Consider the following 17,872-nt stretch of genomic DNA (forward strand, 5'->3'; position numbering starts at 1 on the left):
GCGTTAGGAAACCTTCGGGGTCGTCGGTGGCGTATTTCCGGTCGTTTCACTGACCCGCGCCTGCAGGACCGCCTCGCTGCGCGCCAGTGCCGCCGTCGCAGCAACCATGGTCGCCACTGCGAACACGAGCATCATGGCGCCAAAGGTATTGGTGCGAAACGATTCACCTAATACCAAGATGCCCAGCAACGAGGCGACCACGGGCTCGGTCACCGTCATCGTGGGTAGCGAGGCCACCAAGGTCCCGGCGTGGAAGGCGGACTGCTGGAGCGCCACCCCGGTAATACCGACCGCCGCCAGCGCGTAGCTTTCCGGGTTGATCAACAGGCTGACGATGCCGTGGCCAAGCGAATCGACAACACCTTTGGTGAGAACGGCCATCAGCCCCCACATGATCCCCGACGCCACCGCCAGCAGCACCGCCCGGCGCGGCCCGGGCCACCGCCGGGCGCCCTCCAGACACAGCAGCGTGACGGGTCCGATGACGGCGGCAACCTGCATCCACAACTGCGGTGTGGCATGTGGCATGCCGGCCACCGGGTTGCCCACCGACACCACCACGGAGATGGCGCCGGCAAGCAGAATCGCGGCTCCCCACTGGTATCCGGTGACCCTGCGTTTGGCCCACCGCGACTCGATGACCAGCGCGAACAGCAACGAGGAAACCATGATCGTCTGCACCAGCACAACCGAGCCCACACCGAGCGCGGCAGCCTGCAGCCCGAAGCCCACCAGGCTGATCAGCGTGCCCAGCCACCAGGGCCAATGCCGCAACAAGGTGGTGATGGGACCCAATGCGCCGATATCATCGGCGGGCACGGCGTGGGCGGTGCGCTGGTGGATGACATCGCCGAACGCGACAGCCGCGGCGGCTCCGACGGCGAGTGCCGACGCGATATCCGCCTGGGACATCGCGGCCTCCTTGCGGAATCATCTGGCATATGTTCGCCCGTGCGGCGATGACACCTGTTTGAATGAACGGTGTAGTGAGCTTAGGGCGCCGTGTTGCGCGGCAACAATTGTAGGAAGAGGTTTCATGTCCGATCAGACCCAGCCGGAACTCTCAACACAGCAAGAGAGCGTTGCCCCCGTCCCCCGGCCGGGGCCGAAACCTCATCCGATGCCGCGGCGTCCCGCGGCATCGGCGCCCGCCCCTGCCGCTCACCACGGTGACCCGCACAAGTTCGGCCGCGTAGATGACGACGGCACCGTCTGGCTGATCACCTCCGCCGGCGAGCGTCAGATCGGGTCGTGGCAGGCCGGGGATGCCGACGCGGCGTACTCGCATTTCGGCCGACGATTCGAAGACCTGGAGACGGAGATCCAGCTGCTGGAACTGCGGCTGGGCTCGGGTTCCGGCGATGCACGCAAGATCAAGACCGCTGCCGAGCACTTGGCACAGACCCTGCCCACCGCCGCTGTCCTCGGCGATGTGGACTCACTCTCGGCACGGCTGTCGGCGCTCGTGGAGTCCGCAGATACCCAGGCGGCAGCGGCACGCGCACAGCGCGACGAGGCGCGTTCAGCGAGCATCTCCCGCAAGGAGGAGCTTGCCGCCGAAGCCGAGGAACTGGCGACCAACTCCACCCAGTGGAAGGCTGCCGGCGACCGGATCCGCGCCATTCTCGACGAGTGGAAATCCATCCACGGCGTCGACCGCAAGACCGACGACGCCCTGTGGAAGCGGTACTCGACGGCACGCGAGACGTTCAACCGCAGGCGCGGCGCACACTTCGCCGAGCTCGATCGCGAACGCGCCGGGGCACGGGAGAAGAAGGAAGACCTGTGCAAGCAGGCCGAGGCACTCTCGGACTCCACCGACTGGGGTGCCACCGCGGCCGCGTTCCGGAACCTGCTGAATGACTGGAAGGCCGCAGGGCGGGCTCCACGGGAGACCGACGACAACCTGTGGCACCGTTTCAAGGCTGCTCAGGACAAGTTCTTCTCGGCGCGCAATGCCGAGTCCGCCTCCCGTGATGCCGAATTCGTGGCCAATGCCGACGCCAAGCGCGCGTTGCTGGTCGAGGCCGAGAAGATCGATCCGGAGACCGATGTGGATGCTGCCCGGGCGGCGCTTCGGGCCATCGGTGACAAATGGGATGCCATCGGAAAGGTGCCGCGCGAGCAGCAGACCGATCTGGAACGGCGGCTGCGCGCGGTGGAGAAGAAGGTGCGCGAAGCCGGCGAGTCCGGCTGGGGTGACCCGGAGGCAGAAGCCCGTGCCGAGCAGTTCCGTGATCGCGCACGCCAATTCGAGGAGCAGGCCGCCAAGGCGGAGGCTGCGGGCAAAGCCAAGGATGCCGAGAAGGCCCGTGCCAGCGCCAAACAGTGGCAGGAATGGGCCGATGCGGCGGTGGCCGCGGTCAAGAGCCGCTCGCGCTAGTTACTGCGCGCCCTCGTCGTCCTCGAAAGCGTCATCGAGGAAGGTGCGCTGATCGCGTTTGGCGGCCTCGCGGCGCTGCTGCTCGGCCGCCAGCTGCACGGCGGTACGCGACCACACCACACGCGCCCAGTGGAAGGTCAACAGGATGACGGCGATCCAGGCGACCACCAAACCGATGCCCGGCCCGGGATGTCCGGCTCCGGCGGTCTGACGGGTCCAAATCGCAAGCATGCCAATCACACTGGCGACAAACGAGCCTGCCAGTGCGATCCAGGACAGCACCCAGCGGCGTGTCAGTAGTGCCAGCATGGAAAACCCGACACCGAAGACCATGGCAAGCCAGACGAAGATCCTGGACGGCACCCGCACCGATTCCTGGTCTGCGATCGCGCCGTTGACCAGGACGTCGAACCCTCTGGCGTGTCCGGTATGCGGCAGTACGAAGGTCAGCAGCAAGGCAAAGACCAGGACGGCCACCACCATGGCGCGGGCGCCCGGATCGATCTCACCGGCGACCTTCTTCTCGGCCGCATCGATGTCTCTGCGGAACTCCTCGAATTCGGCGTCGTCTTTTCCGGATTCCGCGTCACTCATAGCCCGCACCCTGCAACCTCAATCTGCTCTGCCGCCTTCGGGACTCCGATGGCCGGCATGCCCAAGCCAATTCCCGATGTGGACGGCTTCTTGCCGGTTTCGTGTGCATCACCCGCCTGGGTGCGCCGATGACTGAGCACTCCCCCGTCGGCGATCAGGTGATGCGGTGCCGCGCCGGTCACGTCGACGGTGATGACGTCTCCGGGACGCAGTTCCCCATCGATGTGCCCCTGCGGCCGGAAGTGCACCAGCCGGCCGTCGCGGGCGCGCCCGCTCATCCGCGCGGTCTCACCGTCCTTGCGCCCTTCCCCGGTGGCGATCAGCACCTCGATCTGTCGACCGATCTGCTTTTGATTCTCTTCCAGCGTGATGGACTCCTGTAACAGGATGAGCCGGTCATAGCGTTCCTGCACAACGGCTTTCGGGAGCTGGTCGGGAAGATCTGCAGCAGGGGTGCCGGGCCTGATCGAGTACTGGAACGTGAACGCGCTAGAAAAACGTGCCCGCCGCACGACCTCAAGTGTCTGCTCGAAGTCTTCTTCGGTCTCCCCGGGGAAGCCGACGATGATGTCGGTGGTGATCGCGGCGTCCGGCATGACCGCACGCACCTTGTCGATGATCGACAGGAAGCGCTCGGATCGGTATGAACGGCGCATGGCCTTCAGGACGCGGTCTGAACCGGACTGCAGCGGCATATGCAGCTGCGGACACACATTGCGTGTCTGCGCCATGGCTTCGATGACATCGTCGGTGAATTCAGCCGGATGTGGTGAGGTGAAACGCACCCGTTCCAGCCCCTCGATGCGGCCACAGGCACGCAGCAGGTCGGCGAAAGCGCCACGATCACGGGCGATGTCGGGATCGGCGAAGTTGATGCCGTAGGCGTTGACGTTCTGCCCGAGCAGCGTCACTTCCAGCACACCCTGGTCCACCAGAGCCTGCACCTCGGCGAGGATGTCACCGGGACGACGATCGATCTCCTTGCCGCGCAACGAGGGCACGATGCAGAAGGTGCAGGTGTTGTTGCAGCCCACCGAGATCGACACCCAGGCCGCATAGGCCGATTCGCGTGTCGCGGGCAGCGCGGACGGAAAGTGCTCAAGGGCCTCGACGATCTCAACCTGGGCCTCGTTGTTGTGGCGCGCGCGTTCCAGCAGCGTGGGCAACGAACCGATGTTGTGGGTGCCGAAGACGACGTCGACCCACGGCGCCTTCTTGAGCATGCCCTCGCGATCCTTCTGCGCGAGGCAGCCGCCGACAGCGATCTGCATGTTCGGGTTGGCGGCCTTACGGGGCGCCAGGTGGCTGATGTTTCCGTACAGCTTGTTGTCGGCGTTCTCGCGTACCGCGCAGGTGTTGAAGATGACGATGTCGGCGTCGGTGCCGTCGGGGGCCTTGACGTATCCGGCCGCATCCAGGAGGCCCGACACCCGCTCGGAGTCGTGCACATTCATCTGGCAGCCGTAGGTGCGGACCTGGTACGTCCGGACCGCCGATTGATCGGAAGTCACAGTACTGGTCACGGACTTATGGTACGTGCCCGCGTTCAGGTCGTTTCTCGCGCCGACGAGCGGCGGTTCCGCCACCGCGGCGTCATCGCACCCCGCGCTCCGGAACATGCCAGCCCTGCCACCAATCGTCGATGCTGCAGACGGCGTTCACACCTATCCACATCCACCAGCCGGCCCATATCCACGACTCCGGCTGCCCGGGCGCGGCGAATGCTTCGAGAACACCGAGCACGACGATCATCACGATCAGTGCGGCGACGACCGCGAAGGAGATATCTCGCCGAGGCTGGGGCCGCTCGAGAATCTCGCTGTCGCGCAGATGCCGCCCCGCATCGACGGTCACCTGCCTCGATGGTGTGACCAAACGCATTAGCGAGCTGGGCAGCAGAAACAATCCGCAGACCAGCCCGAAACTCGCCGCGATCCAGCCCCAGGTCGTTGCCCCGTTGATCACCGCGACCGGAAAAGACGCTATGAACAGAACAGATGCGAGGACTCTTGCGAACGCCTTGATTCGCGGGCCTTCGACGGAAGACCGCCGTCGCGTCCGCATGACCCCAGTATTGCAGATGTTTGCTGACGCCGGTCAGGCGAGGTGCCGGATCGCGGACCGTCCGATTCGCGGACCCCTGCGTTCCACGCTGCAAAAGTGTGGGGAACCCGTATTGTCTGACCATGCCGGTGAGCACCGACACCTCAACGAGCGGGGAAAACGCCCCCGCAACAAGCATCCCGATGATCTCCCTTGAGCATGTCGACAAGCACTTCGGCGACTTGCACGTCCTCAAGGACATCACCCTGAAAATCCCACGCGGTCAGGTCGTCGTCATCCTCGGGCCTTCCGGCTCGGGCAAGTCGACCTTGTGTCGCACCATCAATCGTCTCGAACCCATCGACGCCGGCACCATCCGAATCGACGGCAAGGCCCTTCCCGAAGAGGGACGCGCGCTGGCCAACCTGCGCGCGGAGGTAGGGATGGTCTTCCAGTCCTTCAACCTCTTCTCACACAAGACAATTCTCGACAACGTGACGCTCGCGCCCATGAAGGTGCGCAAGAAGGACAAGGAATCCGCGCGCCAGCACGCCATCGAGCTGCTGGAACGCGTGGGCATCGCCAGCCAGAAGGACAAGTACCCCGCACAGCTGTCCGGCGGGCAGCAGCAACGCGTCGCGATCGCCAGATCGCTGGCCATGGGCCCCAAGGTCATGCTGTTCGATGAGCCCACCTCCGCGCTGGACCCCGAGATGGTCAACGAGGTTCTCGATGTCATGGTGTCGCTGGCCAAAGAGGGCATGACCATGCTGGTGGTGACCCATGAAATGGGATTCGCCCGCAAGGCCGCAGACCGCATCATCTTCATGGCCGACGGTGCCATCGTCGAAGACACGGACCCGGAAAGCTTCTTCACCAATCCCAAGTCCGAACGCGCCAAGGACTTCCTCGGAAAGATCCTCGGCCATTGATCGGCCGCTTACGCGAAGAAGCTCAAGCACTGATGCGACGGCACACCGCGCTGGTGGCGGCAGTTGCCTTGGTGACCACCCTCGTCAGTTCCTGCGGCAGTACCGAGCCACGTCAGCTGCTTGGATCGATCCGGGGCGGAACCGTCATCCTCGGTACGAAATTCGATCAGCCCGGGGTGGGCTTGCAGCACCCCGACAAAAAGATGAGCGGATTCGACGTCAAGATCTCCGAGTACGTCGTCAACGCCATCGCCGACGAACTCGGTGTCAAGCACCCGGCCATCCGCTGGTATGAGACGCCGTCGGCGCAGCGCGAGCAGCTCATCGACAACGGCACGGTGGACATGATCGCGGGGAGTTACTCGATCAACTACAGCCGCGCGCAGAAGGTGTCGTTCGCGGGCCCCTACCTCATTACCTACCAAGGGCTCCTGGTACGCAAGGCCGATGATTCTCTGACCACATTGGATGACCTCAACCGGGGCAAGAAGCTGTGTTCGGTGTCCGGATCGACGCCCGCACAGAACGTCAAGAATCTGCTGACCGGCACACAGCTGCAGGAGTTCGATTCGTACTCCTCGTGCGTAGAAGCATTGCGGCGGGGCAAGGTCGATGCACTCACCACCGACGAGACCATCCTGGCCGGGTACGCCAAGCGGTACGAAGGTGAGTTCAAGCTGATTCAGATGAACTACGAGCTGAGCAAGCCGTTGTGCATCGGGAAACCCAAGAAACAGAAGAAAAACGGTGACCCGTTCTCCAGGGAGGTGTACGGGATCGGTCTAGCCAAAGGCGATACCGCAGCCATCGAGGCCATCGACCGCGCACTCGACAAGATGATCGCCAGCGGAACCTGGGATGCCGATCTGCGGGAAGCTCTCGGCGACAGCACTATCGATGATTGGGAGAAGCGCGCCACCGGCGGCACCTACGCGCTGCGGCCCGATCCCTCACCGGCTGCGGTCGAGAAGATCACCGGTGTGAAGCCCGTCGCCGACAAGGCGTGTGAGGCCGCATGAACGCGCTGTGGGCGAACATGGGGCCGCAGCTATGGCCGGCGTTCTGGACGACGCTCAAGCTGACATTCTTTTCTGCGATAGGCGCCCTGGTGTGGGGCACACTGCTGGCCGAATGCCGGGTCTCACCGGTGCCGATCATGCGAATCTTCGGCACCTGGTACGTCAACCTGGTCCGCAATACCCCGCTGACCCTGATCATCTTGTTCTGTTCGGTGGGGCTATACCAGAACCTCGGCATCGCGCTGGCGCCCGAGAACTCCAACTTCATCAAGAACAACAACTTCTGGCTGTCTGTTCTCGGCTTCTCTTTGTACACGGCAACTTTCGTATGCGAGACGCTGCGCTCCGGCTTCAACACCGTTCCGTTGGGCCAGGCCGAGGCAGCCCGGTCCCTCGGATTGCCGTTCTGGAAGGTCTTGACGCTCATCGTGTTACCGCAGGCCATGCGGTCGGTCCTGGCCCCCATGGGCAGCGTGCTGATCGCGCTGGTGAAGAACACCTCGATCGCCTCGGCGATCGGGGTGGCCGAGGCGGCCCTGCTGATGCGGTCGGAGATCGAGCTGTTCGCCGATCAGATCGTCTGGATCTTCCTCATCATCGCGGCGGGATACATGGTGATCACGTTGACGATCGGACTGACCTTCGGATACTTCGCGAAGCGATTGGCGGTGAAGCGATGACCGGCAGCGCCACCGTCATGTACGACGCACCCGGCCCAAAGGCCAGGGCGGTCAATCGGATCATCGCCGTCGTGTTCACCGCGCTGGTGGTCGCCGTCGGCGCGTGGGTGATCTGGACACTTATCGCCAATGAGCAGCTGACCGCCGAAAAGTGGTCGCCCTTCCTGCAGCCCGACACGTGGACGACCTACATCCTGCCCGGCCTGGTGGGCACCATCAGCGCGGCGGCGCTGTCGATCATTTTCGCGCTGGTCCTCGGCGCGGTGCTCGGCATCGGCCGGCTCTCCGAGCACCGGACGGTGCGCTGGATTTCCAGCGCCCTCGTCGAGTTCTTCCGGGCGATCCCCGTGCTCATTCTGATGGTGTTCTCGTACTACCTGTACGGGCAGCAGGCAGTGTTCCCGTCCGAATACCTGGCGTTCGCTGCCGTGGTGACGGGGCTGTCCCTCTACAACGGCTCGGTCATCGCCGAGATCCTGCGCTCGGGCATTCAATCGCTTCCCAAGGGGCAGTCCGAGGCCGCGGTGGCGCTGGGCATGCGCAAGTCGCAGATGATGCGACTGATCCTGCTCCCTCAATCGATCGCCGCAATGCTGCCCGCACTGATCTCTCAGATGGTCATCGCGCTGAAAGACTCCGCGCTGGGCTATGCCTTCGGTTACATCGAGGTGGTGCGTTCGGGCATCCGGTCGGCGTCGTACTACGGAAACTATCTGCCGGCGCTCGTCGTGGTGGCGATCATCATGATCATCATCAACTTCGCGCTCTCGTCGCTGGCCACCAACATCGAGCGGCAGCTGCGTGAAGGCCGAAAGAAGAAGAGCCTCTTAGAGGTTCCGCACGCACAGCCCGAGCCGGGATTGGTCACCAAGGACCTGTTGGAGACCCGCGGCGTGGATCCCGCTCATCAGGATCTACGCCGGGATTACGGGGAGTGACTACCGGATCGGCAGTGGCGACTCGTCACCAGCCGGGCGCGGACCGAAGATGCGACGTTCCGTCTCGGCGATCGGGGTGTCGTTGATGCTGGCCTCTCGCCGTGACATCAGCCCTTCGGCGGTGAACTCCCACAACTCGTTGCCATAGCTGCGCCACCACTGCCCGGCCTCGTCGTGCCATTCGTATTGAAAGCGCACCGCCATCCGGTTCTCCCGGAATCCCCACAGCTCCTTGCGCAGCGCGTACCCGTTCTCCCTGGCCCATTTGCGGGTCAGGAAGGCGACGATTTCAGCGTGTCCGGTGATGAACTCGTCGCGGTTTCGCCATACCGAATCTTCGGTGTAGGCGGTGGCGACGATCTCGGGATCACGTGTGTTCCAGGCATTCTCGGCGGCCCTGACTTTCTGGTGAGCAGATTCGATGTCGAACGGCGGCAGCGGTGGACGCATGATGTGTCTTTCTTTGTCAGAGAGGTGGGTTGGCGGGCGAGGGATCGGGTTCACCCCACCGTAAGGGGCTGGAGTTGGCGGTATCAACGACCTCGTCGATGGTGAAGTCGACGGAGCACTGAGCACCGGGGGCGAAGGTGCCCTCATCCCAGTTGAGGCGTGCGGTTCCCGTGAGCTGCAGGGTTGATCCGTTGCGCCAGTTCGGGATCAGCAGACCGCACCGGGGATCGACGTGCAGGTTCCCCAGCGTCATGAACATGGAGTTGCCGAGGTAATCGGGCCACCGCAGCTCGTGTGGTGAGAGCACCCGCAGGAACCCTGAATTGCCCCCTCGGTGTGATGCGTCGGCATTGCCTTCCTTATCGGCGGTGCCGATGATGAAGGTATCCGTTGCAGAGATCAATTGCTGCTGTTCGTCGTTCAGGGCAGTCGCGTGGCGCGGCTCTCCGGGCAGCCCCGGACCGATCCCAAGTACATCGCGTCGCGCGATGTACTTGGGGCAGTTCGAATACACCTGATCGGTGGTGACGATAAGACCCCGCCCCGACGGCGCGGCGGTGCCGTTCACACGCATCCGGCGCCGGCGCTGCGGCTGCAACGCGATCATGCCGATCTTGCGCTCCGATTGCAGTGGCTCGGCCAGCGGGTCGCCGGGGTCCGGCACACCGTCAATCGCGATGGTCTGGGCATCGGTGGCATGCGCGAAACCCGGTGGCCCGACGATCTGGCTCGCCCACATCCGGCCAGCGTCATCGCGTGCCGACACGAAGACCAGGGGCTGAGCGGCCAGAAAGGTCGCCGCAACCTCCGGTATCTGCGCCGAAATGATCCGCCCGACTCGAATAGCGCTGTCGTACTGCCCCATTCGGCGCTGTACGGCAAGCTCGCCGAAGTGGTACGTCATCTCAGAAGAATCCGCATGTCGGCGCGTCGCCGGCTGGCGCCGCATGCTGCTCGACGCCCGCCGACGCGAATACCTCGAGACGAATCCCATCGGGGTCGGTGAAGAAGATTCCACCCGAGGATGCGCCCTCCTGGTGCGCCACCACGCCCTCATGCACGAAAATCGTCGACAGTTCCTTCAAGACCGCCTCCACCTCACGCACCTGCTGCACCGAATCCACTTGGAACGACAAATGGTGCAAGCCCGGTGTGGCCGCCGAGAATTCCCCGTTGCTTTGCTCCCAGAGGGTGAGCACGGGTCCGTCATCAAATCCGAGGAAGGCGAACCGCCGTGGGCCGTCCTCGTTGGCCGCAAGTTGCTCGAATCCGAACGCCTGTCGATAGAACGCGACCGACCGCTCCAGATCACTGACGTTCAATCCGATATGACCGGTGGCCACACGAGGCGCGATGACAGTGCCCATAAGAGATCCTCTCTAGCCAATAAAATTGCTTTACCGGTTAGACCGTAAGTGCGAAGCACCCCCAGTGTCAACCACCTATCAAGTTTTATCGGTTAGAATTCATGCGACACACTCCCCCAGAGAGGAGGCGGCTAGCCTCAGGCCATGTCCGATCCACGTCCCCATCTCGGCGAACCGCTCGCACTGGACCTGTTGAACAGCCGGTGGATGAGCGGCGACGGACTGCAGGATCTGCTCAGCACTCTTGATGGCGTACGAATCTGGCTGCGTACCAACAATCTTCATGATCGATGCACCGCCAACGAGAAGACCCAGGAGGCGTTGCTCTTTGCGCGCGACGCCATTTATCACGCGGTGAAGGATGATCAGGGCGACGAGATCAACGCGGTGCTCTCCCACGGCGCGATCCGCCGCTCACTGACTCCCGACGGGCCGGTGAACACCGCCGAGGTGCCCGAATCGCATTGGCTTCCGGGTTGGCTGGCGGCCGACAACCTATTGACCCTGCTATCCGACTCCCCCGATCGGATCAAGCAATGCGCTCACCCACACTGCGTTCTGTTCTTCTATGACACATCCAAGAACGGCGCACGCCGGTGGCATTCCATGGCGACCTGCGGAAACAGGGCGAAGGCCGCACGGCATTACGCCAAGAACACCTAAATAGCCTTCACAGCTGCATCACAGGACCGATTCTTACTCAACTATCACAATCGGAGTATTACGTAACAGGTATCACTTCGTTACCATAACCCTCATGCGAAACATCGTATTGGCCGTTGGCGTGTCCGCCGTTTTCGGAGCGGCGTGCGCAGGGGCTGCACTCACGGGTGCGCCGGTGGCCTACGGAGCTCCGTTGAACTTCGATTGCCTGCAGGTCGCGACACCGGTTGGAATGAATCTCACCTGCGTGAACCCGACTCCGTTCACCATGGACGCGCACTTCAAGGGGAACTGTGGTCCGCTCCCCATGCTCAATGAAGACACCGAGATCGGCCCATTCAAGACGATCTCCCGCCAGGTCCCGTGCCTGCCGGGCGTGCAGTCGCCGTCGGCCGAAGCGTCGATGAGCATGAGATCCAACGCGCCAGACGAAGGCAACCCACCGCCCGAGGCCCCGGCACGTCCATTCGGTCTATAAGCAGTCTGCGCGCGCCACTAGCCGACGTCGCGTCGGTCTTGTTCGGAAGCAAGGGCGTTCTTCACCACGTCATAGGCCATGGATTGGCCATATCCGCGGCGCGCCAGCATGGCGACCAATCGCCGCGCGGCTTTGATACCCCCGTCGTCGAGATTTTCTGACCGGAGTTTTTTGGCGACAAGCTGTGCCGCACGTGACCGCTCGGCGTCCCCGTCGATCTGCGCAAGGGCCGCGGCCGCATTCTCGGCCGACACTCCCTTGGTCCGAAGCTCCGCGGCCAAGGCACGCTTGCCTTTTCCTGCGTAGGTATGCCGGGACTGCACCCATTGAGTGGCAAAGTCGGCGTCATTGATCAGGCCGGCGGTCGCCAACCGTTGCATGATTCGCGTGGAAACCTCATCGGGGTACCCGCGCCGAGTGAGCCTTTCGGTCAACTCGGCGCGGGTACGCGCGCGACTTGTCAACAGGCGAAGGCAATATGACCACGCCTGCTCGTCCCGCGAGTCAACCGGTTCACGCGTCGGGGCTTCGGGGACCGACGCGACCCGGGCTCGCAGTTCGTCTAGGGATTCCCTGGAACGAGAATCAGAAATCGACTGGGGCCGGGACGACTTCGTCATCGGTCAGCACCGCTCCGATACCAAGCTTTTCCTTGATCTTCTTCTCGATCTCGTTGGCGACATCGACGTTCTCCAACAGGAAGTTGCGGGCATTTTCCTTGCCCTGACCCAACTGCTCACCCTCGTAGGTGAACCAGGAACCGGACTTGCGGATGAAGCCCTGCTCCACGCCCATGTCGATGAGCGACCCCTCCTTGGAGATGCCCTTGCCGTAGAGGATGTCGAACTCGGCCTGCTTGAACGGCGGCGACACCTTGTTCTTGACCACCTTGACGCGAGTGCGGTTACCCACCGCATCGGTGCCGTCCTTGAGGGTCTCGATACGGCGCACATCAAGACGCACCGACGAGTAGAACTTCAAAGCCTTACCACCGGTGGTGGTTTCGGGCGAACCAAACATCACACCGATCTTCTCGCGGAGCTGGTTGATGAAGATCGCGGTGGTACCCGAGTTGTTGAGTGCACCGGTCATCTTGCGCAGGGCCTGGCTCATCAGACGAGCCTGCAGACCGACATGGCTGTCACCCATCTCACCCTCGATTTCGGCACGAGGCACCAAGGCCGCCACCGAGTCGATCACGATAAGAGAGATGGCGCCTGAACGCACCAGCATGTCGGCGATTTCCAGAGCCTGCTCACCGGTATCCGGCTGAGAGACGAGCAGCGAGTCGGTATCGACACCGAGCTTCTTGGCGTATTCGGGGTCGAGCGCATGCTCGGCGTCGATGAACGCAGCGATACCGCCGGCGGCTTGCGCGTTGGCGACCGCGTGCAGCGCGACGGTGGTCTTACCCGAGGATTCCGGCCCATAAATCTCGACCACGCGGCCACGAGGCAGGCCACCGATACCAAGCGCCACATCCAGCGCGATGGATCCGGTCGGGATCACGGAGATGGGCTGACGCACCTCGTCACCCAGCCGCATGACCGAGCCCTTACCGAAGCTCTTGTCGATTTGTGCGAGCGCGAGTTCAAGCGCCTTCTCTCGATCCGGTGCCTGCGCCATGGTGTTCTCCATTTCGTCTCGGTGTTCGAAGATCGGTCCGATTCGGTGGCCGATCGGTTGAGGTGGACGCTAACCGACCCCACCGACAAGCGATCTACCTGCACGGATCGTCTCTTCGACTGCAATCAGAGTAAGGCGAACATCTGTTCGAATCAAGCAGGCGCGCCGATGCGGCGTGTCATCGAGCCGTCACCACTGATCGCGTGGGACATCGAAATCGGCACATAGCGCCCGCCACACATCCCGCGGCTCCACCCCATCTTCGACCGCCTGCGACGCCGTCCGTCCACCCAGGGCGGTCAACACATGGTCGACCAGTACCGACGAGCCGTAGACCCGACCGAATCGACCGGTAACAAGCTCATGAAACTCCGTCAGACGCACACGGTCACCTTAGGGCCGCCACCACGTCCTGGCACACCCGTACCGGATCTGTGACGTCCGCGGCACCGGCAGCAGCCCGGCGTGCTGCCTCGGTGTAGCGCTGCTCACCCAGCACCTTGCCGATCGCCGCCGACATAGCCTCGCAGGTCAGCGGTCGCACCAGCTCAGCACTACCTTGCCGCACAACACGATTCGCCAACTCCCACTGGTCGCCGCCGCCAGGAACAACCACCGCAGGCACCCCGGCCAGCAATGCCTTGCTCAGAAAGCCATGTCCCCCACCGCAAATGGCCAAATCGGCACCGGCGAGCAAAAGATCCTGACGCGCCAGCCCGGCAATCGCCCACGAAGGCAGGCCCGACGCAGGCGGATCCAGCGCGGACACAACCACGCGCGCGCCCACTGAATCCAAAGCCCGTACCGCCAGTTCGGTCATCCCTTCAGCTCCGGTGAAGGCCGTCGACGGTGCGATCACCACCACCGGTCCCGTACCCAACGGCGGCTGCAGCGCAGCGTCGGTGGGCTCCCAATGCAGGGGGCCCACCAGGACCGCCTCATCCGGCCAATCGGGACGCGGCACTTCCAGCGCGGGCAATGTCGCGATCAGCCGTCGGACGGGTCCGGGGTCGCGGGCGGGCAATCCGATCTCTACCCGCGCCTGCGAGCGCTGCCGCAAGCCTTCATCGATCGACCTTTGCGTCAACCGACGCATCAACCCGTCACGCAGCCTGCCACGCAAGCCCTCACCAGGAGCCAGCCCACTTCCCAATGGCGGCAATCCTTTTGACGGCAGGTACAGCGGATGCGGGTTGAGTTCCACCCACGGCACACCGAGCAACTCACCGGCCATGCCTCCGCAGGCGGTGATCACATCGGAAACGATGAGATCCGGCGCCAGTTGCCCCAACTGATCGAGATTGGCCAACGCCATATGGGCCGCCCGCTGATGGATCTTGGCGCCCGCGTCTGCGTCGTCATCGGCAACCCGGGGCTGCAGTCCCAGAAGCTCTACCGACTCGAGTCCGGCGGCACGGGCCTGATCGAGCCAGCGCGTTCCCGTCAACAACACGGGGTCGTGCCCGGCCGCCCCGAATTTCAGGCACAACGCGATGGCGGGAAAGGCATGCCCGGGATCCGGACCGGCGACCACGGCAACACGCACCGCCCTACCCTGCCACAGCGATTCGGGCTAGGTTGAAACGCATGACTGACGCCACGCTGGCTCCTTCCACGTTGACTCCAGCCGAGACCGTCACCCGATTCCTGGAATCCCTGCAAACCGAGGACATCGACTTCGCGGGATCGGTGCTGGCCGAGGACCTCGTCTATCAGAATGTAGGTCTGCCCACCATCTATGGCCGGCGCGCGACTCTCAAGGTCTTCGAACCACTCACCAAGCCGCAGTTCGGATTCGAAGTACAAATCCACCGCACCACCACCAACGGGAACAGTGTGATGAACGAGCGCCACGACGCCATCGTCATCGGACCACTTCGTCTGCAGTTCTGGGTATGCGGAGTCTTCGAGGTGTCGGACGACGGAAAGATCACCCTGTGGCGCGACTACTTCGACATGTTCGACATGTTCAAGGCCACGGTGCGCGGCCTGGTCGGCATCGCCATCCCCGCCCTGCGGCCGCGCTTCTAAGTCTGGTTCAGCCCCCTATCCAAAGCCTTCGACAGCCGCTAGCGTCGGGCGCATGACGGACACTCTCACCACCATCAACCCCACGGAGATCGTCGAGGGTCTCTGGGACGCCATGCGGCTCGGCGATCTGGCGTCCATCGACACCGTCCTGGATGAGAACGTCAGCTGGGAAAACGTCGGCTTGCCTGCGATTCGCGGGCGATCGTCGGTGATGCGTGCCTTGTCCGGGCTCAACCTCCCCGGCGTTGGTTTCGATGTGAAGATTCACCGGATCACCGCCACCGGCAATACGGTGATGACCGAGCGCACCGACGTCCTCATCGTCGGTCGCCTGCACGTCGGATTCTGGGTCTGCGGAGTGTTCGAAGTGACGCCGCGCGGCACCATCGCCCTGTGGCGCGACTATGCGGATGTCCTGAACATCACGGTCGGCTTCGCGCGCGGCCTGCTCGGTATCGCCATTCCCGCACTGCGACCGACTCTGGCGCACTGAGATTATCTAACATAAATTAGTCTCATGGTTACCGCGGGATCGCCCACCAGACTGGACCCCGGAGCGATTGTCACCCGATTTCTCGAGGCCGTACAGAACGACGACATCGACTTCGCACGAGACGTATTGGACGAGAACATCGTCTATCAGAATGTCGGGCTCCCCACCATCCGCGGCAAACAGGCTGTACTTCGATTGTTCGGGGCGCTGGAGAACACGTCGTTCGGTTTCGAGGTCGATGTTCAGCGCACCACCACCAACGGCTACACCGTGATGAACGAGCGCTACGACGCCCTCAGCTTCGGCCCCTTACGCACACAGTTCTGGGTGTGCGGTGTCTTCGAGGTGAGCGAGCGCGGCACCATCACCCTGTGGCGCGATTACTTCGACTTCGCGGCGGTATCTCGCGCTTTCCTGCGGGGCCTCATCGGCATCGTGGTGCCGTCGCTGCGGGCGCGGTTCTGAAAACCGTCGTACGAATCCGCTGACCGGACCTGGGGTCACACCCCGATATCTGATCACGCCCCTTCTCCCCCACGACGGTGCTCGCTAGCGTTGGCTGATGACCGACATTCTGGCAAGAACCGACCCCACTGCCGCCGTCGAAACCCTTTGGAGCGCTGCCAGTCTAGGCGATTTGGCGGTGCTCGAGTCCGTCCTCGCCGACCATGTCCGATGGGAGAATGTGGGCCTGCCCGCCGTGCGTGGGCGCAAGGCTGTGTTGCGCGTGTTATCCGCCGTGAACTGGCCCGGGGCAGGATTTGGCGTCAAGATTCACCGAATCACCGCCACCGGAAACACCGTGATGACCGAGCGCACCGACGTGATCATCGTGGGCCCGCTACACATCGGATTCTGGGTCGTCGGAGTCACCGAGCACTCGGATGATGGAAAGATCACGCTCTGGCGTGACTACGGCGACGTTCTCAACGTGACTCTCGGTTTCCTGAGGGGCCTGCTGGGGATAGTTTTCCCGTCTGTACGTCCGCGGCTCTAGGGCAGCCGGGATTTGTCCGCGTCGGTGACCGCGCGGTACAGCATGACGCCCCCGAGAATCACCACACCGGCCACCAGCATCGGTACCACGAGCTTGAAGATGGCGCCCACGACCAGAAACGCCAGCCACACGACCAGCAGCACGCCAATGATCTTCCACAACACCGGTACCCACCGTTCTCTCGACTGCGATAGAGCAAGCCTGGCAGTCAGATCGGCACCTGAGGAACCCCGGAACGCGAAGATCAGGGAAAGATCGGGGATTACCCTGACAGCTGGCCGAGTTCGTCGAGGGCACCCGCCCACCCGGTGAGCCGGTCGGTTGCCGACACCAGGTCATCGAGAAGCGGACCGCGTGACATCGGCGAGGCGAGGACCGGCCCGCTATTTCCGGCCGACACCAACTGCGCTGCCGCGGTGACCAACTCGTTGTATTGACGCACACCAGTGTCGAGTTGCGCAGTGAACGCACTAATGGTCGGTTGCAGATACTCACGGGTGTGTGGTGCCGCGACAGCGGCGCGCTCCATGGACACCACTTCCTTGGCGGTCGCGGCCATCACATACGCAGCCTGATTGGCCGCAGCAAGAATCTGCCGCCCCTCGCTGTCGGGAATCATGTTGCCGCGCTCCACCACTCCGAGAAGAGAGAACAGCGAGCGCTCGGCGGCATCCAGCGCCGCCATGGGCGGACGCGCCATCGAACCTATTGGCGGCAGCCGTCGTTCCACTCCGGGCCGCGGCGGCGGCAACGGCTCAGCCTTGAGGTACCGATACCGCACAAACAGATACGTGGCCGGAATCGCACAACCGGCGGTGAGCAGCGCCGGGATGATCAGCAGCCAGGGGGGTGCGCCGGTCGTCGCGAGCACCGTCGTGACAAGCAGCCCGGCAGCGCAGGCCAGCGCCCAGCGGATACTCCACCGCTTGGCTCGTAGACGCTTCCGCAGCAGTTTCTCGCGTTTGTCAGACATCACCCGCATGCGTGCGGCGAGTTCCTCGCCCAGATCGTTGACGTTGTTGACCACACGGCGCAGCAGCTGCTCCCAGCCTCCTTGCACCGCGGTGCGACGGGGTGGCTGGGGTGTCATGTTCACATTGTGCCCGAAAATTCGGCAGTCGCCGAGGACGAATTGTCCATGCGACAAATCCGCCGAGTGGGCGCGGCTGCGTCCCCAC

At 63.4% G+C, this 17,872-nt stretch carries 24 protein-coding genes; 11 read left to right on the forward strand and 13 right to left on the reverse strand.

The genetic code is table 11. The annotated features are described in order from the left end of the window. Positions 1-3: 3 nt before the first annotated feature. Positions 4-912, reverse strand: coding sequence for a DMT family transporter (locus RHO23_RS10570; protein WP_423489049.1), 909 nt, complete (start codon positions 910-912; stop codon positions 4-6). A 124-nt stretch (positions 913-1,036) separates the two neighbouring features. Between RHO23_RS10570 and RHO23_RS10575 the strand changes: the two genes are divergently transcribed. Further along, positions 1,037-2,383 (forward strand): DUF349 domain-containing protein, encoded by a 1,347-nt coding sequence (locus RHO23_RS10575; protein WP_081346374.1) that lies wholly within the window; start codon positions 1,037-1,039, stop codon positions 2,381-2,383. Here RHO23_RS10575 and RHO23_RS10580 read toward each other — a convergent pair whose 3' ends face one another. The 3 genes from RHO23_RS10580 to RHO23_RS10590 form a co-directional block, all read right to left on the reverse strand. Next, positions 2,384-2,977, reverse strand: coding sequence for a hypothetical protein (locus tag RHO23_RS10580; RefSeq protein ID WP_064409095.1), 594 nt, complete (start codon positions 2,975-2,977; stop codon positions 2,384-2,386). After that, positions 2,974-4,500 carry a tRNA (N6-isopentenyl adenosine(37)-C2)-methylthiotransferase MiaB gene (gene miaB / locus RHO23_RS10585; protein WP_264922710.1) on the reverse strand — a complete coding sequence of 509 codons (1,527 nt, stop codon included), beginning with the start codon at positions 4,498-4,500 and terminating at the stop codon, positions 2,974-2,976. The genes RHO23_RS10580 and miaB overlap by 4 nt, the downstream gene beginning before the upstream one ends. A gap of 70 nt (positions 4,501-4,570) precedes the next feature. Continuing rightward, the gene (locus RHO23_RS10590) at positions 4,571-5,041 is read right to left on the reverse strand and encodes a hypothetical protein (RefSeq protein WP_070921561.1); all 471 of its coding nucleotides are present in this window, start codon (positions 5,039-5,041) and stop codon (positions 4,571-4,573) included. 182 nt (positions 5,042-5,223) lie between these two features. On the opposite strand from RHO23_RS10590, the gene gluA reads away from it, so the two are divergent. From gluA to RHO23_RS10610, 4 genes are read left to right on the forward strand one after another with little or no spacing between them, the layout of a single operon-like run. After that, positions 5,224-5,952 (forward strand): glutamate ABC transporter ATP-binding protein GluA, encoded by a 729-nt coding sequence (gene gluA / locus RHO23_RS10595; protein WP_264922761.1) that lies wholly within the window; start codon positions 5,224-5,226, stop codon positions 5,950-5,952. Then, on the forward strand, positions 5,952-6,971 hold the full coding sequence (locus RHO23_RS10600; protein ID WP_030093829.1) for a glutamate ABC transporter substrate-binding protein: 1,020 nt from the start codon (positions 5,952-5,954) through the stop codon (positions 6,969-6,971). The genes gluA and RHO23_RS10600 overlap by 1 nt, the downstream gene beginning before the upstream one ends. Continuing rightward, positions 6,968-7,651, forward strand: coding sequence for an amino acid ABC transporter permease (locus tag RHO23_RS10605; protein WP_057966112.1), 684 nt, complete (start codon positions 6,968-6,970; stop codon positions 7,649-7,651). Before RHO23_RS10600 ends, RHO23_RS10605 begins: the two co-directional genes overlap by 4 nt. After that, on the forward strand, positions 7,648-8,589 hold the full coding sequence (locus RHO23_RS10610) for an amino acid ABC transporter permease (protein WP_078313547.1): 942 nt from the start codon (positions 7,648-7,650) through the stop codon (positions 8,587-8,589). The genes RHO23_RS10605 and RHO23_RS10610 overlap by 4 nt, the downstream gene beginning before the upstream one ends. Here the strand turns inward: RHO23_RS10610 and RHO23_RS10615 are convergent, their stop codons facing one another. Genes RHO23_RS10615 through RHO23_RS10625 form a run of 3 tightly spaced genes read right to left on the reverse strand, consistent with a single transcriptional unit; the run spans position 8,590 to position 10,406 of the window. After that, entirely contained in the window at positions 8,590-9,042 is a 453-nt protein-coding gene (locus RHO23_RS10615) for a nuclear transport factor 2 family protein (RefSeq protein WP_030093832.1), read from the reverse strand. A gap of 13 nt (positions 9,043-9,055) precedes the next feature. After that, complete coding sequence (locus tag RHO23_RS10620) at positions 9,056-9,943, reverse strand: pyridoxamine 5'-phosphate oxidase family protein (RefSeq protein WP_264922711.1); 888 nt, start codon at positions 9,941-9,943, stop codon at positions 9,056-9,058. A gap of 1 nt (position 9,944) precedes the next feature. Further along, complete coding sequence (locus RHO23_RS10625; RefSeq protein WP_264922712.1) at positions 9,945-10,406, reverse strand: VOC family protein; 462 nt, start codon at positions 10,404-10,406, stop codon at positions 9,945-9,947. 144 nt (positions 10,407-10,550) lie between these two features. Here RHO23_RS10625 and RHO23_RS10630 point away from each other — a divergent pair, with 144 nt between their 5' ends. Together RHO23_RS10630 and RHO23_RS10635 are read left to right on the forward strand one after the other, a co-directional pair. Further along, positions 10,551-11,069: a CGNR zinc finger domain-containing protein gene (locus tag RHO23_RS10630; RefSeq protein WP_423489050.1), complete on the forward strand. Its 519-nt coding sequence runs from the start codon at positions 10,551-10,553 to the stop codon at positions 11,067-11,069. A gap of 94 nt (positions 11,070-11,163) precedes the next feature. After that, on the forward strand, positions 11,164-11,547 hold the full coding sequence (locus RHO23_RS10635; protein ID WP_046254088.1) for a hypothetical protein: 384 nt from the start codon (positions 11,164-11,166) through the stop codon (positions 11,545-11,547). A gap of 17 nt (positions 11,548-11,564) precedes the next feature. On the opposite strand, the gene recX is transcribed toward RHO23_RS10635, so the two are convergent. From recX to RHO23_RS10655, 4 genes are all read right to left on the reverse strand, one after another. After that, entirely contained in the window at positions 11,565-12,167 is a 603-nt protein-coding gene (recX, locus tag RHO23_RS10640; protein ID WP_075874261.1) for a recombination regulator RecX, read from the reverse strand. After that, entirely contained in the window at positions 12,133-13,173 is a 1,041-nt protein-coding gene (gene recA / locus RHO23_RS10645; protein WP_046255862.1) for a recombinase RecA, read from the reverse strand. The genes recX and recA overlap by 35 nt, the downstream gene beginning before the upstream one ends. Before the next feature lie 189 nt (positions 13,174-13,362). Continuing rightward, complete coding sequence (locus RHO23_RS10650; protein ID WP_030093842.1) at positions 13,363-13,557, reverse strand: DUF3046 domain-containing protein; 195 nt, start codon at positions 13,555-13,557, stop codon at positions 13,363-13,365. A gap of 4 nt (positions 13,558-13,561) precedes the next feature. Further along, positions 13,562-14,719: a glycosyltransferase gene (locus RHO23_RS10655; RefSeq protein ID WP_423489051.1), complete on the reverse strand. Its 1,158-nt coding sequence runs from the start codon at positions 14,717-14,719 to the stop codon at positions 13,562-13,564. Positions 14,720-14,760: 41 nt separating this feature from the next. On the opposite strand from RHO23_RS10655, the gene RHO23_RS10660 reads away from it, so the two are divergent. The 4 genes from RHO23_RS10660 to RHO23_RS10675 all read left to right on the forward strand — a co-directional run bounded on the left by RHO23_RS10660 (position 14,761) and on the right by RHO23_RS10675 (position 16,694). Further along, positions 14,761-15,204: a limonene-1,2-epoxide hydrolase family protein gene (locus RHO23_RS10660; RefSeq protein ID WP_030093844.1), complete on the forward strand. Its 444-nt coding sequence runs from the start codon at positions 14,761-14,763 to the stop codon at positions 15,202-15,204. Between the two features lie 52 nt (positions 15,205-15,256). Continuing rightward, complete coding sequence (locus RHO23_RS10665) at positions 15,257-15,697, forward strand: limonene-1,2-epoxide hydrolase family protein (RefSeq protein WP_046254092.1); 441 nt, start codon at positions 15,257-15,259, stop codon at positions 15,695-15,697. 24 nt (positions 15,698-15,721) lie between these two features. Then, a complete protein-coding gene (locus RHO23_RS10670; protein WP_044103969.1) occupies positions 15,722-16,162 on the forward strand; it encodes a limonene-1,2-epoxide hydrolase family protein in 441 nt (146 codons plus the stop codon). Between the two features lie 97 nt (positions 16,163-16,259). Further along, positions 16,260-16,694: a limonene-1,2-epoxide hydrolase family protein gene (locus RHO23_RS10675; RefSeq protein WP_423489052.1), complete on the forward strand. Its 435-nt coding sequence runs from the start codon at positions 16,260-16,262 to the stop codon at positions 16,692-16,694. Here the strand turns inward: RHO23_RS10675 and RHO23_RS10680 are convergent. Beyond that, complete coding sequence (locus RHO23_RS10680; RefSeq protein ID WP_044103970.1) at positions 16,691-16,858, reverse strand: hypothetical protein; 168 nt, start codon at positions 16,856-16,858, stop codon at positions 16,691-16,693. The genes RHO23_RS10675 and RHO23_RS10680 overlap by 4 nt on opposite strands. A gap of 98 nt (positions 16,859-16,956) precedes the next feature. Then, entirely contained in the window at positions 16,957-17,784 is an 828-nt protein-coding gene (pspM, locus tag RHO23_RS10685; protein ID WP_057966120.1) for a phage shock envelope stress response protein PspM, read from the reverse strand. Positions 17,785-17,872: the final 88 nt, after the last annotated feature.

The organism is Mycobacteroides sp. PCS013, from assembly GCF_049532645.1.
GTDB lineage: Bacteria > Actinomycetota > Actinomycetes > Mycobacteriales > Mycobacteriaceae > Mycobacterium > Mycobacterium gwanakae.